This window comes from Arenibacterium halophilum (genome assembly GCF_005938225.1).
In the GTDB taxonomy this organism is placed as follows: Bacteria; Pseudomonadota; Alphaproteobacteria; order Rhodobacterales; family Rhodobacteraceae; genus Arenibacterium; species Arenibacterium halophilum.
Genome location: NZ_VCPC01000006.1, coordinates 36,957 through 61,433 on the forward strand (window position 1 = coordinate 36,957; position 24,477 = coordinate 61,433).

At 61.0% G+C, this 24,477-nt stretch carries 22 protein-coding genes; 12 read left to right on the forward strand and 10 right to left on the reverse strand.

What is annotated here, in order from left to right:
• The first annotated feature begins 35 nt into the window (after positions 1-35).
• Genes FGK64_RS20250 through FGK64_RS20265 form a run of 4 tightly spaced genes read left to right on the forward strand, consistent with a single transcriptional unit; the run spans position 36 to position 4,374 of the window.
• Entirely contained in the window at positions 36-572 is a 537-nt protein-coding gene (locus FGK64_RS20250) for a TRAP transporter small permease (protein WP_138865691.1), read from the forward strand.
• A complete protein-coding gene (locus tag FGK64_RS20255) occupies positions 569-1,870 on the forward strand; it encodes a TRAP transporter large permease (protein ID WP_210236599.1) in 1,302 nt (433 codons plus the stop codon). Before FGK64_RS20250 ends, FGK64_RS20255 begins: the two co-directional genes overlap by 4 nt.
• A gap of 13 nt (positions 1,871-1,883) precedes the next feature.
• Positions 1,884-3,611, forward strand: a complete 1,728-nt coding sequence (locus tag FGK64_RS20260) for a thiamine pyrophosphate-binding protein (RefSeq protein WP_138865692.1) — start codon at positions 1,884-1,886, stop codon at positions 3,609-3,611.
• Positions 3,612-3,630: 19 nt separating this feature from the next.
• Positions 3,631-4,374, forward strand: a complete 744-nt coding sequence (locus tag FGK64_RS20265) for a hypothetical protein (RefSeq protein WP_210236600.1) — start codon at positions 3,631-3,633, stop codon at positions 4,372-4,374.
• 10 nt (positions 4,375-4,384) lie between these two features.
• Here FGK64_RS20265 and FGK64_RS20270 read toward each other — a convergent pair whose 3' ends face one another.
• From FGK64_RS20270 to FGK64_RS20280, 3 genes are all read right to left on the reverse strand, one after another.
• Complete coding sequence (locus FGK64_RS20270) at positions 4,385-5,368, reverse strand: NAD(P)-dependent oxidoreductase (RefSeq protein WP_171054168.1); 984 nt, start codon at positions 5,366-5,368, stop codon at positions 4,385-4,387.
• A gap of 80 nt (positions 5,369-5,448) precedes the next feature.
• Positions 5,449-6,417, reverse strand: coding sequence for a Bug family tripartite tricarboxylate transporter substrate binding protein (locus FGK64_RS20275; protein WP_171054169.1), 969 nt, complete (start codon positions 6,415-6,417; stop codon positions 5,449-5,451).
• A 144-nt stretch (positions 6,418-6,561) separates the two neighbouring features.
• Complete coding sequence (locus FGK64_RS20280) at positions 6,562-7,344, reverse strand: FadR/GntR family transcriptional regulator (RefSeq protein WP_171054170.1); 783 nt, start codon at positions 7,342-7,344, stop codon at positions 6,562-6,564.
• Between the two features lie 408 nt (positions 7,345-7,752).
• On the opposite strand from FGK64_RS20280, the gene FGK64_RS20285 reads away from it, so the two are divergent.
• The 7 genes from FGK64_RS20285 to FGK64_RS20315 all read left to right on the forward strand — a co-directional run bounded on the left by FGK64_RS20285 (position 7,753) and on the right by FGK64_RS20315 (position 15,446).
• On the forward strand, positions 7,753-8,892 hold the full coding sequence (locus tag FGK64_RS20285) for a mandelate racemase/muconate lactonizing enzyme family protein (RefSeq protein WP_138865697.1): 1,140 nt from the start codon (positions 7,753-7,755) through the stop codon (positions 8,890-8,892).
• Between the two features lie 38 nt (positions 8,893-8,930).
• A complete protein-coding gene (locus FGK64_RS20290) occupies positions 8,931-9,380 on the forward strand; it encodes a tripartite tricarboxylate transporter TctB family protein (protein ID WP_138865698.1) in 450 nt (149 codons plus the stop codon).
• A complete protein-coding gene (locus FGK64_RS20295; protein ID WP_138865699.1) occupies positions 9,380-10,882 on the forward strand; it encodes a tripartite tricarboxylate transporter permease in 1,503 nt (500 codons plus the stop codon). The genes FGK64_RS20290 and FGK64_RS20295 overlap by 1 nt, the downstream gene beginning before the upstream one ends.
• Positions 10,883-11,022: 140 nt before the next feature.
• The gene (locus FGK64_RS20300; RefSeq protein WP_138865700.1) at positions 11,023-12,096 is read left to right on the forward strand and encodes a tartrate dehydrogenase; all 1,074 of its coding nucleotides are present in this window, start codon (positions 11,023-11,025) and stop codon (positions 12,094-12,096) included.
• Positions 12,097-12,134: 38 nt separating this feature from the next.
• Positions 12,135-13,097 (forward strand): 2-hydroxyacid dehydrogenase, encoded by a 963-nt coding sequence (locus FGK64_RS20305; protein WP_138865701.1) that lies wholly within the window; start codon positions 12,135-12,137, stop codon positions 13,095-13,097.
• Between the two features lie 9 nt (positions 13,098-13,106).
• A complete protein-coding gene (locus FGK64_RS20310; protein WP_138865702.1) occupies positions 13,107-14,564 on the forward strand; it encodes an NAD-dependent succinate-semialdehyde dehydrogenase in 1,458 nt (485 codons plus the stop codon).
• Positions 14,565-14,573: 9 nt separating this feature from the next.
• The gene (locus FGK64_RS20315) at positions 14,574-15,446 is read left to right on the forward strand and encodes an NAD(P)-dependent oxidoreductase (protein WP_138865703.1); all 873 of its coding nucleotides are present in this window, start codon (positions 14,574-14,576) and stop codon (positions 15,444-15,446) included.
• A gap of 392 nt (positions 15,447-15,838) precedes the next feature.
• Here FGK64_RS20315 and FGK64_RS20320 read toward each other — a convergent pair whose 3' ends face one another.
• From FGK64_RS20320 to FGK64_RS20350, 7 genes are all read right to left on the reverse strand, one after another.
• The gene (locus FGK64_RS20320; protein WP_138865704.1) at positions 15,839-17,332 is read right to left on the reverse strand and encodes a M81 family metallopeptidase; all 1,494 of its coding nucleotides are present in this window, start codon (positions 17,330-17,332) and stop codon (positions 15,839-15,841) included.
• Between the two features lie 3 nt (positions 17,333-17,335).
• A complete protein-coding gene (locus tag FGK64_RS20325) occupies positions 17,336-19,000 on the reverse strand; it encodes a class I adenylate-forming enzyme family protein (protein WP_138865705.1) in 1,665 nt (554 codons plus the stop codon).
• 13 nt (positions 19,001-19,013) lie between these two features.
• A complete protein-coding gene (locus FGK64_RS20330; protein WP_138865706.1) occupies positions 19,014-19,802 on the reverse strand; it encodes an enoyl-CoA hydratase/isomerase family protein in 789 nt (262 codons plus the stop codon).
• 23 nt (positions 19,803-19,825) lie between these two features.
• Complete coding sequence (locus FGK64_RS20335; RefSeq protein WP_210236601.1) at positions 19,826-20,620, reverse strand: ABC transporter permease; 795 nt, start codon at positions 20,618-20,620, stop codon at positions 19,826-19,828.
• Between the two features lie 2 nt (positions 20,621-20,622).
• Positions 20,623-21,456 (reverse strand): ABC transporter permease, encoded by an 834-nt coding sequence (locus tag FGK64_RS20340; RefSeq protein WP_138865707.1) that lies wholly within the window; start codon positions 21,454-21,456, stop codon positions 20,623-20,625.
• 66 nt (positions 21,457-21,522) lie between these two features.
• Positions 21,523-22,572: an extracellular solute-binding protein gene (locus FGK64_RS20345; RefSeq protein WP_138865708.1), complete on the reverse strand. Its 1,050-nt coding sequence runs from the start codon at positions 22,570-22,572 to the stop codon at positions 21,523-21,525.
• 21 nt (positions 22,573-22,593) lie between these two features.
• Positions 22,594-23,667 (reverse strand): ABC transporter ATP-binding protein, encoded by a 1,074-nt coding sequence (locus FGK64_RS20350; protein WP_138865709.1) that lies wholly within the window; start codon positions 23,665-23,667, stop codon positions 22,594-22,596.
• Positions 23,668-23,793: 126 nt separating this feature from the next.
• Here FGK64_RS20350 and FGK64_RS20355 point away from each other — a divergent pair, with 126 nt between their 5' ends.
• Positions 23,794-24,474, forward strand: a complete 681-nt coding sequence (locus tag FGK64_RS20355; protein ID WP_138865710.1) for a TetR/AcrR family transcriptional regulator — start codon at positions 23,794-23,796, stop codon at positions 24,472-24,474.
• Positions 24,475-24,477: the final 3 nt, after the last annotated feature.

Sequence of the window (24,477 nt, forward strand, 5' to 3'; positions counted from 1 at the left end):
CATTCTTTTGATCTTCAAAGAACAAGGAGCGCACGATGGCGACCACGCCAGAAGGCGAATCCGCCGAATTGACCTCTGCCGACGGGGATACCGCCCACACCATCGTTTCGGTGCGCATTGAAGAGGCGCTGGGGGCGGCGGCGATGGCGGCGATCTGCCTGATCTCATTCGGCAATGTGATTGCGCGCTATGCCACCAATGTGTCCTTCGCCTTTACCGAGGAATATTCGGTGTTCCTGCTGGTCTTCATGACCTTCGTCGGGGCCTCGGCCGCCTTTGCCAGCAACCAGCACATCCGCATCACCTTCCTGCTGGACCGGCTGCCCGCCAGCCTGCGCTGGATCTGCGAGCTGATCACGCTGGCCGCGACGACGCTGATGTTTTCGCTGGTGCTGTATTATGGCGCGCGCGTCACCTATTCGGAATGGTACTGGGAGGAAACCACCCCCGGTCTGGGCAATCCGGCCTGGATCTACACGATCTGGATGCCGATCCTCTGCATTGCAATCCTGCTGCGCGTGCTGGGCCGTGGCTGGGCGGTTCTGATCCGGCGGCGGGGGGCGGCGCGATGATTACCGCCAACCTTCTGCTGCTTCTGGTGTTCATCGGGTTGATGGCCATCGGTACGCCCATCGCTGTCGCGCTTGGCATTGGCGGCGCGGTCGGGGTGTACCTTGGCCTTGACGCCACCGCGATGGGGATGATCGGGCCGAACACCTATGCCGCGATCGCCAAATACCCGCTGATCGCCATTCCGCTGTTCATCCTGACCGGCGCGGTCTTCGAACGCTCGGGCGTGGCGGCGCGGCTGGTCGAATTTGCGCAATCCCTTGTCGGGCCGCGTCGTGGCGGGCTGGCGCTTGTCGCGATCCTTGTCTGCATGATCATGGGCGGCATGTCGGGTTCCGGCCCGGCCGACGCGGCAGCGGTGGCCACCGTGATGCTGCCGTCGATGGTGAAGGCGGGCTATCCCAAACCCTTTACAGCCAGCGTCATCGCGGCTTCGGCCTCGACCGCGATCCTGATTCCGCCGTCGATCGCGATGATCGTCTATTCGGTCATCATCCCCGGCATGGATCTGCGCGCCCTTTTTGCCGCCGGGCTGATCCCCGGCATCCTTCTGGGCGCGGCCATCGCGGTGCCGACGCTGATCCTGAGCCGCAAGCACGATTTCGGCGCGCTGGAATCGCCCGACCGTCCGCCGTTCTGGACCAGTCTGCGCCGGGCCCTGCCGGGCCTGATGGCGCCCGTCATCATCCTGGGCGGATTGCGCTCGGGCCTGTTCACCCCGACCGAAACGGCGGTGGTGGCCGTGTTCTACGGGCTGTTCGTCGGCACCGTACTGTATCGCACGATGGGCTGGCGTGACGTGTACAACGTGCTGGCCGAAAGCGCCAAGATCTCGGGCGTGCTGATGCTGATCCTGTCGTTGGCAGGGCTGTTTGCCTGGGCCGGATCGACCATGGGGGCGTTCGATGCCACCACCCGCGCGCTGCTGTCGGTCAGCGACAACCAATGGGTCATCCTTGTGCTGCTGATGGTGCTGATGATCCTGGCGGGCATGGTGCTGGACGGGGTGTCGATCTACCTGATCGCGCTGCCGCTGCTGGTGCCCATCGTGCAAACCTTTGGCTGGTCCTACGTCTGGTTCGGCGTGGTGATGGCGATCAACATCGCGATGGGGCAGTTCACCCCGCCCGTCGCCGTCAACCTGATGGTCACCGCCAAGATCGCCAATGTGCCGCTGGAATCCACCTTCCGCTGGGTCGGCTGGCTGCTGCTGGCGATGGCCACGGCGCTGGGTCTGATCCTGGCGTTCCCCGAAATCGCGCTCTGGCTGCCCCGGCTGCTGGGCTATCGCATCACTTGAATGGACATGACACATGACTGACTCGAACGAAATGACCGGCGGCGAAGCACTGGTGCGGGCCCTGCTTGCGCATAAGGTTGGCCCGGTCTTCGGCATGGGTGGCTTTCAGCTGCTGCCGTTTTACGATGCCGCACGACGGCTGGGGCTGAACCACCACCTGATCAACGACGAACGCTGCGGCACCTTCGCCGCGGATGCCTACGCCAAGGTTTCGGGCCGGGTCGGGCTGGTCGATGCCACGCTGGGGCCGGGGGCGACGAACCTTGTGACCGGGCTGGTCGAGGCGCTGAACGCCGGGTCGCCCATTGTCGCCATCGTCGGTGACACGCACCGCGATCATTCGTGGAAGAACATGACGCAAGAGACCCATCAGGCCGAGATCCTGCGCCCCGCCTGCAAGGAGGTGATCCGGGTCGAATCGGTCCACCGTATCCCGGAACTGCTGCGCCGCGCCTTCATCGTGGCGACGACAGGGCGGCCCGGCCCGGTGGTGCTGATCGTGCCCGAGGATGTTGCCCACGGCACATACGGGTTCGAGGAAGAGGATTTTCTGTGCGATTCCCGGTACGAGGCCGCCCCCGCGCTGCGCTGCCGCCCCGAAACAGAGGCGCTGGCCGAGGCGGCGGCGCTGCTGGCGGCTGCCGAACGCCCGCTGATCCTGGCCGGGGGCGGTGTGCATATTTCGCAGGCGGCGGCAGATTTGCAGGCCTTTGCCGAGGCGGCGCAGATCCCCGTGGCCCACACGATGAGCGGCAAGGGCGCCATTGCCTGCACCAGCCCGCTTTCGGCGGGGCTGTTCGGGCGCTATGACCGGATCGCGAACGGGCTGATCGAGGACAGCGACTGCCTTCTGGTGGTTGGCTGCAAGCTGGGTGAGATCGCGACCAAACGCTATACCGTGCCGACGCCGGGCAAGCGGGTGATCCACCTTGACAGCGTGGCCGAGGAAATCGGCCGCACCTATGCGCCGGAACTGCCGCTATGGGGCGATGCGCGCGAAGGCATCCGCGACCTGCACGCGGCCCTGAAGGACAAACCGATGCCGGATGGGCGCGCCGCGTGGTGCGACAGCGTGGTCGCCAAGATGGACGACTGGCGCAAGATGGCCAGCGAACGTCTGACCAGCGAAGAGGTGCCGGTGTCGATGGGCCGGATGATCGGCGAGTTGAACAACAACCTGCCCGACGATGCGATCCTGATTGCCGATGGCGGATTTGCCGCGCATTGGGGCGGGCTGCTGTACGACAGCAAACAGGCGGGCAGGGGGTTCGTTCCCGACCGTGGCTTTGCCTCGATCGGCTATGGCTTGCCGGGGGCGATTGGCGCCTGCCTTGCCGCGCCCGAGCGGGCGGTGTTTGCGATCACCGGCGACGGCGGGTTCAACATGGTGCTGGGCGAGATCGAAACCGCGCGGCGGATGAAACTGGCCCCTGTCATCATGGTCGTGAACAATGCGGCCTCGGGCTATGTGAAGGCGTTGCAGCACCTGATGTACGGCGAAGGCAGCTATCAATCCAGCGACTTGGCCGAGACGAATTATGCGACCGTGGCCGAGGCGATGGGCTGCCTTGGGATTCGTGTGGAAACGCCGGATGCCCTGGGCGACGCGATCCGGCGGGGGTTGGCCGAAACCGACCGCCCCACCGTGCTGGACGTGGTGGTGACGCGCGATCCGGGCAAGATGCTGCCCGCCGCCGACAGCCGTGCCGTGAAGGTCAAGAAGGGCGACCGCGTTGCATAAGCCTTTGCTGGCGGACAGCGTGACAAAGTTGGACGGCGCGCAGGGGCGCGTCGTTGTCACCGGGTCGCACGGCGGCGTTTATGCTGCCTGCCTTGCCTTCCGGTCTGGGTGCCGCGCGGCGGTGTTTCACGATGCCGGGGTCGGATTGGACGATGCGGGCATCGGCGGCCTGGGCTGGCTCGACGCACCGGGCATGGCGGCGGTTGCCGTGGATCACCGCAGCGCGCCCATCGGTGATGCGGCCGAGATGCTGGCGCGGGGGATAGTCTCGCATATCAACGCGGCGGCACGGGCTGCGGGGGCGCAACCGGGCATGAGTTGCGCCGAAGCGGTCCGGCATCTGGAAGGTGCTGCAATGGCCACAGGCGATGCGCCCGAGATCCGCGAGGCCCGCGAGGACGTCGCCCAAGGCGCGCGGCGGCTGGTTCTGGTGGATTCCGCCAGCCTTGTGCGGGCCGAGGACGCCGGCCAGATCGTCGTCACCGGCTCGCACGGGGCGGTCTTTGGCGGCAATCCCGCGAATGCGTTGAAGGCGGATGCCTATCTGGCGCTGTTCAACGATGCCGGGGGCGCCGCGACATCACGCCTGTCCGCGCTACAGGACCGGGGCGTGGCCGCTGCGACGGTCGCGGCCATGTCGGCGCGGATCGGCGATGCACGATCAACCTGGGAAGACGGGGTGATTTCAGCCTGCAACGATCTGGCGTCCACACTTGGCGGCAGGCCGGGCATGACGGCGCGCGAGCTGGTGGCGCGCGCGTAGTCGCGTTTCTTCAGGTCGCGTAAGTCGCCCAGCGTTTTGCAATCTCGGGCCAGGCCTGTGCATTGCACAGGTGCCTGGGCTGCTCGGCGGACAGGATTCGCAGGGCATCATCGACAGCGACCTGACTCATCCGGCGCATGCTGTCGGCGGTGACACCGGCGACATGGGGCGAAAGCACGGTGTTTGGCGCGCTGCGGAGAGGAGACTCGGGCGGCAGCGGCTGGGTGGTGAAAACATCCAGACAGGCGCCGCCGATCACACCATCGCGCAGAGCGTCGGCCAGCGCCGCTTCATCCACAACGGGGCCGCGCGCGATATTTACCAGAATGCTGTCGGGCTGCATCTTGGCCAGCGCCTCGCGCGAGATCAGAGAGCGCGTTTCAGGTGTCAGCGGACAGGCGAGCACAAGAATATCCGCGGTCGACAGCACGTCGTCCAGCGGACATAACCGGACCCATTCGGGCCCATCCGACTGTGAGCGCTTGGTCGCAACCACGGTCATGCCAAACCCGAAATGGGCGATCCGCGCGACCGCGCGGCCGATGCTGCCAAATCCGATCAAACCGAGTGTTGCGCCGTGAAGGTCGCGGCGGTCAAGCGCCCGTGCCCGGCAGCCGTCCCAAGCTCCGGCGCGCACTTGGGTGTCGTTGCGAAGGATATCGCGGCGCAGGCCAAGCACCATGCCAAAGACCTGTTCGGCCACGCTCTGCTCGTTGGTTCCGGGTGTATTTGTCACCGCAATCCCGTTGGCGGAGGCGGTTTCGACAGGTATGAAATCCAGCCCGACACCGTGGCGGATCAGCGCGCGCAGCCGGTTTGCGCCCACGACATCCTCGGCCGGGATCTTGCGGCGCACGATCACGATGTCCGCCATCGACATTTCCTCGGCCAGCGGACCGACACCTTCGGCCCCGAGCAGCCGCACCTGTGCAACAGCTTCGAGGCGACGGGCCTCGGTTGGATCAATCGGATCGGTCAGCAGGATCACGGGCATTGGCAGGGTCCGTTGGTGAAGGGAATTAAGCATAAAGATGCCCCGCAAATCGCTTTGCGGGGCATCGTTCAGGCGGTCGATCAGTCGACGGCCATGTTCGCCGATTCAGCGACGGGGATCCATTTGTCCATCTGGCCGGACACGAAGGCCTCGGCATCCTCGGGCGAGCCACCAATTTCGGTGATGCCCTGATTGGCGAAAACCTCTTTCGTCTTGGGCTTGGTCAGGAAGTCGTTCAGCGCCTCGTTCAGCTTGGCGATGACATCATCGGGGGTGCCTTTGGGCGCCATCACTCCCCACCATGTTGTCACCTCGTAGCCTTCGACGGTGTCCGACACCGGCGGCACGCCGGGCATCAGCGGTGATTCCTCGGTCAGAGTCACGCCAAGAGCCTTGAGGTTGCCGGCCTCGATCAGTTCCTTCACGTTGGTATAGTTGTCGAACATCACGTCGACGCGGCCTGCAACCAGATCGGTCCGCGCCGGGGCGCTGCCGCCGTAGGGGATATGCACGAGGTCGAGCCCGGCGAGCGATTTGAACAGTTCGCCAGACAGGTGGTTGGACGACCCGTTCCCGGCAGAGGCATAGTTGATGTCGCCGGGGTTCGCCTTGGCGTATTCGACGAGTTCGGCAACCGTGTTGGATTCGAATTCGGGATGGGCAACCAGAACGTTGAAGGCATCCCCCAGCACGATGACATGGGCAAAATCTTCGCGCGAGTCATAGGGCAGTTCCGGGAACAGGCCGGGGTTCACGCCAAAGGCAAAGGGCGAGATGCCGATGGTATAGCCATCGGGATCGGCCTTGGCGACGATATCGGTGCCAACAACGGTGCCGCCGCCCGGACGGTTATCGACCACGGTCGTCTGATCCCAGCGTTCCGAGAAATCTTCGGCGATCATGCGCGCGACCTGATCGTTGAAGCCACCGGGCGGGTAAGCAACGGCGATGGTAATGGTTTTTTCGGGATAGGCTGTCTGAGCTGTGGCAGCAAAGCCGGTCGCGGTGACAGCGACCATGGCCAGAGCTGCCAATGAGATCGTTTTCATGAAATTCTCCTCCAGTTGTTGGCACGGGATGCTGCGGTGTCGCATCCATGACGCTCCTCAATCGTAATGCTGTAATAGTATGTAACAGCATTTTCAGTCAAAGACTATTTTGAGACGGCGCTGCTGAAGGGGGGTGGCCCTGGGTTAATCCGCAGTCTTGGATCGGCGGACAACTTCCTGCCCCCGGGCGGTGACCCTGAGACGTGACCTCTCGAGATGCTCGACCATTGCGGCGCGCGCTGCGGAGGGATCTTGCGCTTTGATCGCAAGGTAAATGCGTTCATGTTCGGCAAAAATCGCGGTGTGCCGTTCGGCCTGGCCCAGCTGCGACAGGTGCCGTGCGATGGTCACGCCAAGGTCGATGTCATAGCTGATCACATCAAGGGCGCGCACGTAGTGGTCGTTTCGGGCGCCCTGCGCGATGGCCCGGTGAAACGCAATATCCACCCGCGATCGGGCGCTGCCCACAGAAAGCTGCCGGAAATCTTCAAGGGCTGAGGCGATGGTGGCAAGGTTGTCATCGCTGCGCCGGATCGCCGCGTAATAGGCCGCTTCGGGTTCGACGCTCAGGCGGAATTCCAGGGCGCCAAGGATGCTGCTGAGCTGTTCTTCCGGGCCGGCAACGGCTGGCGTGTCGATGGCGCTTATCGACACGAAAGAGCCTGAACCCTTGCGGGACTGGATCAAACCCTTCTCTCGCAGCCGTTCCAATGCGCGCCGTACCACGGGCCGCGAGACTTCAAACCGGCTGCACAGATCGCCCTCCGACGGCAGGCGAACGCCCCGCTCCAACTCGCCCATCAGGATCAGCTTTTCCAACGCTTCATAGACCTCATCCCCAAGGCTGCGGTTGCGGACGGGTTGAAGACCCTCGCGAACGGCATTGGGGGTTTTGGTTGCGCGCCGTGACGGCCGGCTGTCGCTCACAGGGTCATCCTTTCCACAAACTGCTGCCCGAGCATACATGCGGAACGGGGCGTGCGGAATCCGAAACTCGGCGGGGCGAAGCTGTTCGTTGGTGCGCGGGCAGAGATGCGCGCGTGGTCGATTGTTGTTTGCGCCGGGCGCGCGCGCTTTGAATGGATTTGCGGCTTCTGCTGTGTAAACCTGCGCATTGCATCGCTCCGCCGCGTTTTGCCAAGAGCCGTTCGGTTCGATGGCAAGATGGTGAAGGTTGCGCCACAGCGGCCTGAGTGCGCCAACTTCCGGTGGGTGACGTATTCGGGCAAGAAGTGTCTGGCGCTGAATAGTTGTAATGTCATATTACAGATTATAGAGTGAAAAGATGATTCGGGTCCACGGCCTGATGTTGCCCGCGCCCAAGGAGAGCACTGCATGAAAATTCAAGACGTTGCCATTTTCCCCATCTCTTACCGTATGCCGGAAAACACGAGTTTCCGAATGGGTGTGGGCCGTATGGTCAAACGCGATGCCGTGCTGGTTCGGATCAGAACGGATGACGGCCTGACCGGGTGGGGCGAGGCGCATCACGGGCGCTCGCCCGGGGCGATTGCCAAGCTGATCGAAACCACGTTGGCGCCGATGATCATCGGGATGGATGCGTATGATACCACGGGTGTCTGGCAGCGGCTCTACAAGGGCCATTTGGCGACGCACGGGTTTGGGGCAGGCACCTGCATCGCGATGAGCGGCATCGACCTGGCGCTGTGGGACATTCGCGGCAAGGCGGCGAACCTGCCGCTGTTCAAGCTGCTGGGCGGCGGGTCGCGCCGGATCGAGGCCTATGCGGGCGGGCTGACCCTTGGCTATCAGGAACCGGAGGCGCTGATCGACGAGGCGCGCGGCTATATCGAGGCAGGCTTTGGCGCGCTGAAGCTGCGGTTGGGGGACACGCCCGCCCGCGATGGTGCGCGGGTCGAAGCGGTGCGGGACGCATTGGGCGACGACATCGAGATCATGACGGATGTGAACGCCGCCTATGGCATCAACGACATTCGTCGGCTGATGCCCACGCTTGATCGCTGCCGCGTGGCCTGGCTGGAAGAGCCGTTCCCGCCCTACGCCGATCAATCCTATGCCACCGCGGCGACGCTGGGCACGACACCGATCGCCACCGGCGAAAACCATTACACCCGGTTTGAATTCCAGCGTCTGCTGGAGCAGGGCGCGGTCACGGTCTTGCAGCCCGATCTGTCCAAAAGCGGCGGGATGACCGAACTGCTGCGCATTGCCGCGATGGCCTCGGCCCGGGGTCTGAGCATCCATCCGCACAGCTCGATGACGGCGCTCAACATGGTGGCCTCTCTGCATCTGCTGGCCGCGATCGACAATCCCGGATATTTCGAGGCCGATGCCACCAGCGTGAACCCCTTCCGCACCGAGCTGACTCAGGGCGCGCTGGACATTGGACAAGACGGCCGCATTGCACCGCCCGAACAGCCGGGACTGGGCGTGGAGGTAGACGAGGCATTTCTGTTGCGACATCCGCTTGTCGAAGGTCCATGCTACGTCTGAACTGACCGCCGCGCGCGCAATCCTGGGGAGGAGTTACGATGCTGAAAATGTTGACCGACAAAGAGATGCTGTCGGGCTTGCTGTTCGTGCTGATCGGCGGCGCCTTTGCCTTGGGGGCGGCGGATTACGATATGGGTACGACACGCCGAATGGGGCCCGGGTATTTTCCGATCGTTCTGGGCTGTGTTCTGTGCCTGATGGGATTGGCGCTGAGCGGCAAGGCCTTTCTGCGGCAACGTCCGCAGCCCATTTCGCGGATTTACCTCCGACCGCTGCTGTCCCTTAGCGCGTCCATTCTGGCGTTTGCCGCGCTGATCGATAACGTTGGCCTGATCGCGGCCTGCCTTGCCTGCGTGTTGATTTCCGGGCTGGCCAGCGCCGAAACGCGCTGGCGGGAAACGATCCTGATTGCCATTGCCATGACGGCGTTTTCGGCGCTGGTGTTCCAGCAGTTCCTTGGGCTGCCCTTCCGGCTTTGGGTGCAGTAATGGACCTGCTTGCCAATCTTTCGCTTGGCTTTGGCGAGGCGCTGACGCTTAGCAACATCATGTACTGCGTTATCGGCGTCGTGCTGGGCACCTTCGTGGGGGTACTGCCGGGTCTGGGCTCGGTCACGGCGATCTCGATGCTGTTGCCGTTCACCTTCGGGCTGGACCCGCTGGGCGCGCTGATCATGCTGTCGGGCATCTTTTACGGCGGGCTGTATGGCGGGTCGACCGCGTCGATCCTGTTGAACCTGCCCGGCACACCGGCCTCGGCTGTGGTTGCGCTTGACGGGTATCCGATGGCGGTGCAGGGCAGGGCGGGTGTGCCGTTGTTCATGACGGCTGTCGCATCGTTCTTTGGCGGCTGTTTCGGTTTGATGCTGGTGTTGCTGGCCGCGCCCGCCATCGTTCAGATCGCGCTGGAATTTGGCCCGGCCGAGTATTTCAGCATGATGCTGCTGGGCCTTCTTGCCGCCGCTGCGGCGGCGACGGATTCGCCTTTGCGCTCTTACGGGATGGTGATCGTCGGGCTGCTGCTGGGGCTGGTGGGCACCGACATCGTGTCCGGCATGATGCGATTTACCTTTGGTATTCCGATCATGGCCGAAGGTGTCAGCTTTATCGTTGTTGCCATGGCCCTGTTCGGGCTGTCCGAAATTATCCGCAACCTCGAATTCCACGCCAAGCCAAAGATCATCAAGCCGTTAGGCGGCTGGCGAGACATGCTGCCGACCCGGGACGAGTTTCACAGATCCATCGGTGCGGCGTTGCGCGGCACGGGACTTGGGTCATTTCTTGGGGCGCTTCCCGGTGCGGGGCCGACGATTGCGTCCTTCATGGCCTATACGGTGGAAACGCGGGTGTCCAAAACGCCCGAACGCTTTGGCCGAGGCGCGATGGAAGGTGTCGTTGCCCCCGAGGCGGCAAACAACGCCGCCGCGCAAACCGGCTATATCCCGACGCTGACGCTGGGCATTCCCGGCGATGCGGTTGGCGCACTTATTCTGGGCACGTTGATCATGCACGGCATTGCGCCGGGACCACGGGTGATTTCCACTCACCCCGAGCTGTTCTGGGGACTGATTGCCAGCATGTGGGTCGGGAACTTCCTGCTGCTGTGGGTCAATATTCCGTTCATCGGCCTGTGGGTGCGCATCCTGTCTATTCCCTATCGGCAGCTGTACCCCGCGATCATGGTGTTCCTGTGCATCGGTGTTTACAGCGTTGCCAATTCTCCCTTCCAACTGGTGCTTCTGGCCGGGCTCGGCGCGCTTGGCTACCTGTTCCTGAAGCTTGATTGTCCGGCCTCGCCGCTGCTGCTGGGCCTTATCCTTGGCCCCATGATGGAAGAGAACCTGCGGCGCGCCCTTCTGCTTGGCCGCGGCAACCCGCTGGTTTTCTTCGAGACCCCGATAAGTGCCTGCCTTCTCATCGTCTGCGCGTTGCTTGTCACGCTGTCGGTCGTCTCGTCGATCCGGCGCAAGAGGAAAGGCCGCCTGGCGTAGATTTCACTCTCACCCAACTCGCCGCCTAGCCAATGAAATGAACGGACCAGGTCCGGGCATGCTGCCCGGTCACGCAACACGTATGCCCAGAGAACAGACCAGATGATCGCCCATCCTTCAACCAGGAGACCTGCGCAACAATGACCAATCGCACCTACAAAATCGCATCCATTCCGGGCGACGGGATCGGAAAGGAAGTTCTTCCCGCTGGTCAGGAAATTGTGCAGGCCCTGCAGGACCGCTTTGGTTTCAAGGTCGAATGGACGGAATTCGACTGGAGCTGCGAGAAGTATCTTGAAACCGGGCAGATGATGCCGAGCGATGGCATCGCTCAGCTGAAAGACTTCGACTCGATCTATCTGGGCGCCGTTGGCTGGCCGACGGTTCCTGACCATGTGTCCCTGTGGGGGCTGCTTCTGCCGATCCGGCGGGAATTGCACCAATACGCCAATGTGCGCCGTATCCGTCTGCTGGATGGCATTCAGTCTCCGCTGGCCGGGCGCGGTCCGAAAGACATCGATTTTGTCGTCGTGCGCGAAAACGTCGAAGGCGAATATTCGGAAATTGGCGGCCGCCTCAACCGCGGCACCGAAGATGAGTTGGCTGTGCAAGAGGCTGTCTTTACCCGCAAGGGCACCGACCGGATCATGCGCTATGCCTTCGAGCTGGCCAAAACGCGCAAGCGCAACAAGGTGACTTCGGCGACCAAGTCCAATGGCATCATGCATTCGATGCCGTTCTGGGATGAACGGTTTGCCGAGATGGCTTCAAGATACCCCGAGGCGGAAACCGACCAGTTTCATATCGATATCCTGACGGCGCATTTTGTGCTGCACCCGGATTGGTTCGAGGTTGTCGTGGCCAGCAACCTGTTTGGCGACATCCTGTCCGACCTCGGGCCGGCAATCGCGGGATCCATCGGCATTGCGCCATCGGCCAATATCAATCCCGAAGGCGAATTCCCGTCGATGTTCGAGCCGGTCCACGGGTCTGCCCCCGATATTGCCGGAAAAGGGGTTGCCAACCCTGTCGCGGCCATTTGGACAGCTGCCGAAATGCTTGACCACCTGGGCGAATCCGAAGCCGCGCAATGCATCATTTCCGCAATTGAAAAATCGTTCCGGGACGATGCAACGAAAACGCGGGACCTGGGCGGCACCGGATCAACCCGGGATGTCACGCAGGCGATCAAGACATTCTGTGCAGACGCATGAACATACGCGACATCGATACCCTTCAAAAGGAGGCGGGCATGCCAAAGCTGACAGCGTTTCAGGCACGACGATTCACGCCAAAGGTCGAAGCGGCAATACAGGATCTCTACAGCGCGCGCATAAATATGGACGATCGCATTCTGACAGCCGAAGAATTGTCACAGGCTGCAAAAGGCGCTGAAGTCATTTTTGTATCTGCAACCGAAGTTGTGGATCGGCATGTGATAGAGACTCTTGCGCCTACGCTGCAGGTTATTGCGACCTTATCCGTTGGCTATGATCACATCGACATAGACGCCGCTAAATCGAACGGGATCTCCGTACTTCACACGCCAGACGTGTTGTCCGAAGCCTGCGCGGAAACCGCTCTCTTGTTGCTTCTGAATGCGTGTCGGCGCGGGTTTGAGGCGGATCACATGGTCCGCAGCGGGAACTGGCCCGGCTGGGGGCCGACGCAAATGCTGGGCCACGGATTGAACGGTCGGCGCCTTGGCATCTATGGAATGGGTCGCATTGGCCGCGAAGTTGCGAAACGCTGCAAAGGCTTCGATCTCGAGATACATTACCACAATCGGTCACGTTTGACGCCCGACCTTGAAGATGGTGCCGTGTATCACGACACGATAGACGGGCTGATGTCTTCGATTGATTTTCTGGTTATTTGTGTGCCCGGAGGGTCATCCGCCGACCGGTCGATCAATTCCGCGCGCATTGCAAAGCTTCCCAAGCATGGGGTTGTCGTCAATATTTCTCGCGGTTTGATTGTTGACGATGACGCGCTGATTGCAGCGCTCCAACGACGCGAGATATTCGCGGCCGGACTCGACGTTTTTGCAGGTGAACCTGAAATCGACCCGCGTTATCGAACGCTTAGCAACATCTTCATGTCTCCGCACATGGGCAGCGCCACACATGAAACCCGCGATCTGATGGGCATGATGCTGCTCGATGGTCTTGCCGCGATTCAAAATGGCACACGCCCCTCCAATCAACTTGTCTAAGGATATGTCATGCAATCTCTTTCTGATCCCACGCTGTTTCACCAAGCATGTCTGATAGGGGCCGATTGGGTCGAGGCGAAGAATAGCGCCGTAATCACGGTCACCACGCCTGAAACGGGAAATACGCTTGGCCATGTTCCAAAAATGGGAAGAGTTGAGGTGGCGCAGGCAATTGACGTCGCGGAAGATGCGTTTCGCGGCTGGTCGGCAACCGACCCAAAAACACGGTCAAAGCTTATTCGCCGATGGTATGATCTGGTCGAGGCAAATGCATCGGATCTTGGCCGCATCTTGTCTGCGGAACAGGGCAAGCCCTGGGCAGAAGGTATCGGAGAGATCCATTACGCGGCGACATTTCTGGATTGGTTCTCGGAGGAAGCCAAACGGTTTTACGGCGAAGTCATTCCTCATACGGCCAATAATCGCCGGTTCATGGTGCTGAAACAACCAGTTGGCGTTGCAGCCTTGATCACGCCGTGGAATTTCCCGGCTGCCATGATCACCCGGAAAGCCGGGGCCGCCTTGGCCGCAGGCTGTACGGTTGTGATAAAACCGGCGAGCGCCACGCCGTTCACGGCATTGGCTTTGGCCGATATTGCGCTGCGGGCGGGCATTCCCCCGGGCGTCGTCAACGTGGTCACCGGAGCTGCTGGCGAAGTCGGCGCCGAGCTGACTGAAAACACCAAGGTGCGAAAACTGTCTTTTACCGGCTCAACCGAAGTCGGGCGCATCCTGCTTGCGCAATGCGCGGCGACGGTCAAAAACGTGTCGATGGAACTGGGCGGCAATGCGCCCGTGATTGTTTTTGACGATGCCGACCTTGAGGCCGCCGTTCAGGGCACCATGGCATCGAAATTCAGAAACGCTGGTCAAACCTGTGTTTGCGCAAACCGTATCTATGTTCAGGATGGAATATATGATGCCTTTGCGGAACAACTGACCGCTCGTGTCAAAGCGTTGCGTGTTGGGCCGACGTTTGATGAAGGCGTTGAAATCGGTCCGTTGATTGATGACGCAGCCGTCGAAAAGGTCCAAGAACATATCGACGATGCGGTTTCGAAGGGCGGCACCATTCTGACGGGCGGTGGGTTGGATTCACGAGGCGGCACCTATTTCACACCGACGGTGATTTCAAACACGCCGCGTGACGCCAAGGTTCTGGTTGAAGAAACTTTTGGCCCACTGGCCGCACTTGTCCGGTTCAGTGAAGAAAACGAAGCGATCCAAATGGCCAATGATACGGAATTCGGATTGGCTTCCTATGTTTTCACAAATGATCTGAACCGAAGCTGGCGCGTTATCGAGGCTTTGGAATACGGGATCGTTGGTCTGAACGAAGGCGCGACGTCAACGGAAGTCGGCCCGTTTGGGGGCGTCAAGCAGTCGGGTATTGGGCGTGAGGGATCCCGCTATGGCATCGAAGACTATCTCGAAGAAAAATTCGTCAGTATCGGAAATGTGAAATAGGAAGCCGTCATGGGAAACAATAAAGTTGGAATTATCGGTGTCGGCCTTATGGGCCATGGGATCGCATATAATATCGCAAAATCTGGTTGGCCAATTTCTTACCTGGACCATCCGGGCAATCAGCCAACAGATGATCTGGACAAGCTGGGTGCACTGTCGTGCGCGACAGGCGCGGATATTGCCCGTGACTGCGATGTCGTTATTCTGTGCGTGACGGGCACTCCTCAGATCGAAGATGTTCTGACTCGATCTGACGGCGTTCTGGCAGGTATAACAGACGGTACAGTGGTCATCGATTGTTCAACGGCGATTCCGACCTCAACAATCGAGATTGCCTTGAAGGTAAAAGCCGCCGGTGGCGTTTTTCTGGACGCACCAATGACCCGGACTCCGAAAGAAGCGGCAGAAGGGCGATTGAATTTGATCGTCGGAGGTGAAGAGGACCTGTTCAAGGAGCACTTGCCCCTGCTTCAGGCTTTTGCCGAGAATATCACCTATGCCGGGGCTGTTGGATCGGGGCATACACTTAAGTTGATCCACAATTTTGTATCACTCGGATTTTCGGCAGTTTTGGCAGAGGCTGCAACGGCGGCCGAAAAATCGGGAATCGATCCTTCGATCTTGCTGGACGTTCTTGAAAACGGTGGCGGACGCGGCGTGATTCTGGACCGGTTCAGATCTTATCTTCTGGCGCGTGATCCGGAGGGTTTTGTCTTTTCGCTGTCAAATGCAGCAAAGGACACGGGATATTATCATTCGATGGTACGGGAATTGGCAGTGTCTGAGCAAGTCGCGAGCGCCGTCAAGGGCATATATGAAGGGCAGGTGAAAGCGGGCGAGGGAAATCGGTATATTCCGGAGTTGATTTCCCTGTTGCGGTAAGGTCAACAGGCGGCATCACTTCGCGGCTGGTCTGGTGACGGGGTTGCTGCCCCGGGTCCAAATGGCGCTTGGCCTGCTGCGGGTGCTGCCCGGTCCGGTCGGGCCAGGGTTGGGGACGTCGCCACAGGGTCATCCTGTTCCTCGGACCGTTCGTAGCTGCGAAGGGCACTGTCACACGTCCGGGGTAAAATCTGGTCGATAATCAACATTATGTTGAATCGTGGTTGACGTTCGCGCGCTCCAGAAGTGCATCATACGGTTGATGAATGCCGCGACACGTGCGTGGATGTTTGGTGTATGCATATTGGGGGTCGCGTGGCCTTTGCCCGTTGCGCATACTATTTTTGGCAGTGGTGCTGTCCATGAGGCGCAGATCCATCATGCGCTGATTTTCAACTCACCTGTGCCTCGGCACCCTGCCAGGCCGAGGGCACATCAACCAAAGGCCAGTAATCCCCATCCCGGTGGCGGAACGGGTTGTCCGGGCCGGTGTAAATGATTGCCGTGGGTGTCTCGCAATAGATGATGTGTGACGCCACCTGTGCGAAACCCGCGTAGAAATGCTGCGTTGATTTGACAACGATCACCGGCGCGGTCGTCAGATCAAGACCAAGACCCGTAAACGCGTCGGGATTGAAGGTCTGGACCCGCAGGTCGGTCAGCGCGATCCGAACCCCGCCCGTTGTTTCGACCACCGCGACATTACCGCATCGCATCTTTTGACCGGACACCGCTGTCTGCACGTGATCGGGTGTCAGTGACATAACCCTGACGTCCAGATCGACGGGCGGACCCGAGCGCGGCCAGAACTTGCCGCCGATCCGCAGGGTCAGCCCCGCCCCAGCCCCGGCATCGAAGCAAATCTCGCAGGCCATCGGATCGTACATCAGGCCGACAATCGCGCCCTTTGCCTGCGCGTCGATCAGCGCCGTCAGCAGGTATGTGCTGTCGGCCCCTGCCCCGATACCCGGGTTGTCGGCCGTATCGGCGATGACGACGGGACCGCCTTGGGTCGCCATCGCCTGAGCAACGGCTTCGGTCTGGTCAAGACGTGTGATGCGGGTCGCCTCGCGTATGGCCCAGACGCGCTGTGCCAGAGCCTGCGCGGCCAGCTCTGCGCTGGCCGGATCATCATTCGTGATAACCAGTGTCTTCGCGCCCATATCGGGCGTATCGCCAAAGTCGAATCCGTGGCAGAAGCTGGCGGACAGAACCGTGCCGTCGGATTCCATCCGATGCAGATCCTGAATGACATCGGACAGCGGCGGGGTCGTCGTGTGCCACGTCGATACCATGTGACAGTCGGCCATCGCCATTGTTGGGTTTATCTCTTGCCGATGGGTGGCCAGCGCAAGGCGCCAGAGGTCTTCGGCACGCGCAACGATGTCGGTGTGCGGGTATTCCTTGTAAGGCACGATCAGGTCAGCGTTTTGCATCATCCGGTCGGTAAGATGACAGTGCAGATCAAGCTCGCATCCGATGATGGCACCCGGGCAGATGTCGCGGATGGCCGCCAGCAGCGCGCCTTCGCAGTCGAACTCTCCGTCTGCGACCATCGCACCATGCAGGTTCAACAGGATCACATCCAGCCGTCCGGCTTGCACCACATCCTGAACCAGACGTGACAGCAATCTTTCCCAAACCGCTGCAAGGGTTGTTCCGCCCGGCTGGGCCGCCGCCAAAAGACCTTCGACCACGTCGAAACCGTCGCGCTCGGCCTGACTGCGCCACAGGTGCAAAGGGGCGGTGAAATGCTGAGGTTCAGACCGGGTCGCGTCGCCGTAGAACAGATTGCCCTTCTCAAAGTCGCGCAGCGTTGTGGGCACGGTGGAAAAGGTGTTTGTCTCGGTCGCGATACCACCGATGAAAAGGCGCGGTTTCGTCATGGCTCAGCCTGTCTGCGCATCTGCATCAGCCGCGGTCAGCCAGCGACCTTCTGTCCGGTCCCAGCTGTCGGCCCGCGGATGGGTGCCGTCGGGGGTGATGTCCCCCTTGCGGATCTTGTTGGACACCGTGCGGGGAAACTCATCGACATAGGCGATGAAGCGGGGCGTCTTGAACCTGGCCAGCCGAGAGCTGCAGTGTGCGATCACAGTCTCGGGCGATACATCCTGCTGGCTCACGCCCTCGGACAGGCGCAGGTAGACTTTGACTTCCTGCCCCCGGCGCGGATCCGGTACGCCGACGGCCGCGGCCTCGAGTACGCCGGGGATGGATGTCATCACGGCTTCGACCTCTTGCGCGGCGATGTTTTCCCCGCTGCGGCGGATCATGTCCTTGATCCGGCCCACGATCTGAAAGAACCCGTCTTCGTCCTGGCGAAACAGATCGCCGGTGCGGAACCAGCGCCCCGAAAACCCTTCGGCGTTGGCCTGCGGTCGCTTGTAATAGCCCCAAAGGATACCGCGCCCTGCGATCCAGAGTTCTCCGACCTCGCCCTGCGGCACGTCCTTGCCATCCGCGCCCACGATCCGCGCCTCGCGGAAGGCGGCGGGGATGCCACACGTTCGTTGATAGGCTTTTTCGCCGGCCTGCTCGGGGACCATCAGCCCGCCGCCGATTTCGGTCATGCCAAAGCTTTCGCGGGCAACACAGCCGAACCGTCTTTCGGCCGCCTTGCGGGACTCCGCGCTCCACCCGAAGATCGAGACGAATTTCAGGTGCAGCTTTTTGTCGGTTTCGCTTTCGGGCCAGACCTTGAGCGCGGGTTCGGGGAAGATGCAGTAATGGATTTCTTCATCTACCATGTAATCCCACGCCTTCGTCATCGACATGCGCGGCGCAATCTTGGCCGTGCCGCCCAGTTGCATCGCCATCAGGAACTGCCATTGCGGATCCATGTAGTAGAACGGGGCCCAGATCAGCACGTTCTTCACGTCGCCCGATGATCCCCGCCAATGCGCGGCCAGTGATCCGATCAGCACCCAGTAGTCATGGCTTAACATGCAGCCCTTGGGAAACCCCGTTGTGCCCGAGGTGTATTGCAGGTTCAGCAGGTCGTTTCGCGAGATTGGCGACGGTGCGGTGAACTCCGGGTCACCGCTGTCCAGCAGCGCCTCCCAGCTTTGACCGTCTGCACGGGTGCCGCCGTGGACGATGATGCGGGTATCGGACAGCAGGGGCGGTAGCGCTTCCATCGCCTCGAGCGCTGGTAACGCGCTTTCGTCGATCACCACGAACTGGGCGTCGGCGTCGGTCAGGACAAAGGTCAGTTCTTGCTGGGTGTAGCCCACGTTGACGGGGATCATGACGGCCCCGATGCGGCCAAGCGCGACCCATGTGATCGGGAAGGCCGCAACGTTCGGCAGCATCACCGCGACATGGGTTCCCTTGCGAATACCCCGTGCCACAAGGGAAGACGCAAGCTTCCGGGTCTTTTCGGCAAATTCGGCATAGCTCATCGTAACGCCGCTTTCGATCCACTTGGCAAGCGTTGCATCGCCGTGTGTATCGGCCGCACGGTCGACCAGATCGCCGATTGTGTCGGGATAGTCGGCGGCTTCGGCCACGGACCGCTGTTCCATCATCTGGGCGACGCCATAATCACCGGGCATTGGTTTGATCCTGTCAATCGTTGGCAAGAGGAAGCGAGGTGAACCCGCCTTGCGCTGTCAGCGCGGCGCGCTGAAGCCGATACAGATGCGACGTGAGATTCAGCGCCTCGGAGCGCGACATCTCGGCGGCGCGCTTGGTGACTTCCATCTCGACCCGGACCGAGATCGGTGGCAGGGCGGCAATCCGTTCGGCAAGTTCGTTTGCGCGGGTCATCAGCATCTCTGGCGCAACCACTTCGTTATACAGATCGTGCTTCAGCGCGTCTTTGGCTGGCATGTTTTCCCCAAGAAGAACCATCCACATGGCAACTGCGGGCGGCACCTGCCGCGCCAATTGGGTCGATCCGCCAGCGCCCGCCATGCCATAGGCAATTTCCGGCAGGCCAATGAAGGCATTCGGCGTTGCGATGCGAATGTCTGTCAGGTTGAGCATGTAGATCGCACCCATTCCCACGACGGGCCCATTGATGGCGCCGACAATCGGTTTGAACCGTTCCAGCGCCCGCAATTCACGTTCCCACCCCGGACGCAGATGCGCCTCTTCGTCGGTCGAGGGGAAGAAATGCGCCGACAAGGCATCGGCCTGGGACTGGTGCCCATGAGGGTTCTTGATGTCATCGCCCGCACAGAACGCCCGATCGCCTGCACCGGTCAGGATACCGACATGGACGGATCTGTCGGCGCAGAAGTCCTTGACCGCGTCATACAGTTCTTTGTGCATCTCGGGCGTAAAGGCGTTTACCTTGCCGTTGTCGATCGTGAAGGTCGCGACAGAGCCTTGCTTTTCGTACCTGATACCCATGATGTCCTCTTGCGTGATTTCGGTTAGGGGGCGAGCGTCCGCACGGTGCGGCGTCGCAGGATTTCGGCAATCATCATCGCCAGGGTCGTCACCACGATCAGCAGGCCGGATACGGCGGCGACCACGGGGCTGATGTCGAGCCGCAGGTCGGCCCAGATTCGCATGGGCAGCGTTTCACTGCCTTTCATCAGGAACTGCGCGATGATGAGTTCGTCAAAGCTGACAAAGAACGCAAAGATCGCCGCGGCCACGATGGCAGGGATCAGCGGCGGCAGCGTCGCAACGCGGAAGGCCCGGAAAGGATCGGCCCCCAGAACCCGCGCGGCGCGTTCAATGGTCGGGTCGATCTGCCGGATGGCTGCGGATGTGATCAGCACGACGAAGGGCATCGCGACGGCCGCATGGGCCAGCGCCAAGGTGATTTCGCTGTCTGTCAGGCCAAGCCGAAGGGCAAGGATGAGAACACCAAGTGCAATGAAGATATGCGGGATCAGGATCGGCACCGTCGCGGCATAGGTCAGCGGTGTCTGGCTGCGGTGCGGGGCACGGCTGATCGCCAGTGCGGCCATCGTCCCGACCGTGGTCGAAATCAGCGTCGAGAGCACGGCGACGCGAAAGCTTGTCACTGTCGCCGATATCCAGACCGGATCGTTGAAATAGGCCATGTACCAGCGGGCGCTGATGTCCTGCGGCGGAAAGCGCAGGAACTCCGAGCTTGAGAAGGACACCGGGATCACGATCAATACCGGGAAAATCATGTAGGCGACCACGACCCAGAAGTAGATCCGCAAGCCGAGCGAGGCTTTCATGAGGTTCATGGTTACAGCCCCGCTTTCAGAATGCGCCGCGCTGCCATCCGGCCCAGCCCACGCAGAAGAACGATCATCACGATTGTCAGAAGCAGCAGCACAAGCCCAAGCGCGGCGGCAAAGCTCCAGTTCAGGCGCTGAACCTGAAATTCAATCAGATTCGCGATCATCGTGTCCTGCCGGCCGCCCAACAATGCGGGCGTGATGAAGAACCCCATCGACAGCATGAAGACGATGACAAGGCCGGTGATCGTGCCATCAAGGCTGAGTGGCAGAAACACCCGCATCAGGGCCTGTCGTGGCTTTGCGCCCAGCACGCGCGCGGCGCGGATCAGGTCAAAGTCGATCTCGGTCATCGCCGCGTAGCAGGTGAGGATCTGGATCGGCAGCAAGATTTGCACCATCGCCGCCAGAACCGCGCCAGAGGTGAACAGCATACGGACCGGTTCGTCGATCAGCCCCACGGCGGCCAGTGCTTCATTCAGCAGGCCGTCACGCCCCAGCACGACGATCCAGGCAAATGTGCGGATCAGGATCGACATCCACATCGGGATCAGGATCAGGAACAGGAGGATGGTCTGACGACTGCGCGGTTGCAGGTTGATGAAATACGCAATGGGGTAGCCGATGATCGTACAGCAAACCGCGACGATCAAAGACACCCGGATCGTCCTCAGCATGACGTCGATATAGACCCCGCGGGTTACGAGGCGTGCGAAATGCTCGGTCGTGAAGTCCGGGTCGAACATGCTGGCCCGGAGCAGATCGGCCGCCGGTGCAAGGATGAACAGCAGCAGCAGCGCAAGGGCGGGCAGAAATAACCAAAGGTAGGAACGGGCGCTCATTCGGATCTATCAGTGCGTCAGAAGAAAAAGAAACGGGGGCAGGGCCATGGCCCCGCCCGGCTGAGATCACTCAAGCAGCCATTCGTCGAAACGTTCGCGAATACGCTCGATGTTGTCGGCCCAGAATTCCTCGTTCGCGACGAACTGAAGGTCCGCATTGGCGGGATAGGTTGGCATGGTTTTCGCTTGTTCTTCGGTCATCGCGTCGAACAGGCCGGGGGCAAAGTTGGGATACGGCAGATGTTTGACGTATTCGGCTTCGAGGTCGGGACGCATCGTGCGGACACGAACCCATTCATGCGCGGCTTCATAATTCGGTGCGCCCTTCGGGATGCCGACGTGGCTGGTATGCAGCGCGCCGCCGTTCCACATGATTTCAACGTCGATGCCGCTTTCCTGAAGCTTTCCGACCCGACCATTGTAGGTGGTCGAATAGAACACCTCTCCATCCGACAGAAGCTGGACCGATTGTGCACCGGACGTCCACCAGACAGGAATGTGCGGTTTCAGCTCGTCCAGCTTGTCGAACGCACGGTCCACGCCCTCTTCGGTGCCAAGCACGTCGTAGAGATCATCCAAGGCCACGCCATCGGCCAGCAGGGCAAATTCCAGATTGTATTCGGGTTGCTGCTTCAGCGACCGCGGACCGGGAAACGCCTCGACGTCCCAGAAATCGCTCCAGCTTTCCATCTTGCGGCCTTCAGGATTCTTGTCGAGCCGCTGGACGGGAACGGTGGAATAGGATGCGGCCACAACGCCGAACTCTTTCTTCGCCTTGTCGGGCAGCTCGTTGTTCGGATCGAGCAACTTGTAATCGATCGGCTCGAGAAGCCCCTCCCGAACCGCCTGCGGATAGGCCGAGGCCGAGACCTCCATCGCGTCGTAAAGCATCTGGCCGCTGGCGACCATCGTGCGAACCTCGAGCAGGATGTTGCTTTCGGCCGCGACAAACTTGGTCGACCAGCCTGTTGCCTCCTCGAACGCCGGCAGGAACACCCGTTCGGAAATTTCTTTGACGACACCGCCGGACCCGGCGATTGTCAGAACCTTGTCCTGCGCAAGTACGGGCTGCGCCAGCATCACCGATGCCGCGGCGCCCAAGAGTAGCTTATTCATGTGGTTTCCTCCTTGTTGGGGTCAGGCCGTTTCGCGTTCCACAGGCACTGCATCGGAGGCTGAAAAGCCCAGGCGGACCGCCAGCCCCTTTGGCAAAAGTTCGCTTCCTGGGCCGCGATGGTCCTGAAAAATCAGGGTCTTACCGCCTTGAGCGACGGCTTCGTATTGGACGTGGTCCCCCTGAAAGACGACGTCGGATATTTTCGCATCGAAGGCGATTTGATCCGCCTGCGCCCCCGCCGGAACCGGGCGAATTTTTTCCGGCCGGACCGAAAGGGCCGCTTGGCTCAGATTCGCCTCGGCGATGCCCGACACAGCTGCCGCAAGGTCGGGAATATCCCATGTACCTCCCTGCCCCCGCCGAAGCTGAAACAGGTTCGTGCGGCCGATGAACTCGGCCACATATTGCGACTCTGGCCGATCATAGATGTCCTGAGGGGAGCCAACCTGCGCAATGCGTCCATCCCGCATCACCGCTACCCGGTCCGACAGGGTGAGTGCTTCGCCCTGATCGTGCGTGACGAAAATGATCGTGCAGCCGATCTCGGCATGGAACCGCTTGATCTCCAGCTGCATCTGTTCCCGAAGTTTCAGATCCAGCGCGCCCAGGGGTTCATCCATCAGCAAGACGGGCGGATCGAAGACCACGGCCCGGGCAAAGGCGACCCGCTGTCTTTGGCCACCCGACAGTTCGTTTGGCATCCGTCCGCCAAAGTCTGCCAGCTTGACCATGTCGAGCACGGAACCGACCTTTTGCTTGATGGTGTCAGCGGACGCGCCGCGCAGACGCAGCGGAAAGGCGACGTTTTCAAAGACAGTCAGATGCGGAAACAGCGAATAGCTTTGAAAAACCATGCCCACGTTGCGCTTTTCGGGGGGCAGATCGACGACCGACCGATCCCCGATCAGCACGTCGCCTTCGGTCGCAGAGGTGAAGCCGGCCAGAATATTCAGCGCCGTGGTCTTGCCTGAACCGGAAGGGCCAAGGAACGTCATGAATTCGCCGGGCGCGACATCCAGGCTGAACCGATCAAGCGCAACGACCGGTCCATATCGCTTCGTTATGTGTCTGAAATTCAGACCGGCAACCGACATTGGGGTCTCCACCTCTCGACTATTTATGACGTTTGTGTCATTTATGACGTTACTGTCATTATTTGCTCTGTCAACGAGGATCTTGTCATTCTTGAAACTGCGGGTTTGCTGGCGGATAAGACTCTTATGGACGCCACCGATGCCCCCGACCTGATCGAAATTCTGTCCGCCCGCGCGTCAGACGCGACGGACAAGCGCAAGCGTCACCGGACGCGTCTTGCGCTATTGGCTGCAACCGCTTTGGAGTTGCAGGAGAATGGGTACGAGGCCCTTACCATCGACGGCATTGTCAAACGCGCAGGTTTGGCCCGCGGCACGTTCTATCTGTACTTTGAGAACCGGTCCGAAGCGGCCACGGCCGTCCGGCGCAGCTTTACCGCGACGCTCAGGAAATTCCGTCCACGTGGGGCGCGCAGCCTTTCGGCGTGGGATGCGATTTACCGGATGAACCGGTTCTACGTGGCTTTCTACGCCCGAAACGCCCGCCTTCTGGCTGGCAACGGCGCGTTGTTCCACGACCGCCCCGACCTGCTGAACAATCGCGACGCGATCAATCACCGGTGGGCACAAATCCTGCTGCGCGATCTGAGCCGCCGGGGCGGGGCCTCCTGGTATTTCGATCAGTCCGAAGACAGGGCCCTGCTGGCCCTGCGCTTTCTGATACTTATGGCGGACGAAGCGCTTCGCCTGACCTTCATCCAGCCGCCGCCGCATATCAAGGCGCTGGCACGGACCGAAGAGGATGTGACCGAAGTCCTGTCCGTCCTCTGGTACCGTTGCCTTTATGCGGACGAGCCCGAGCGCTGACAT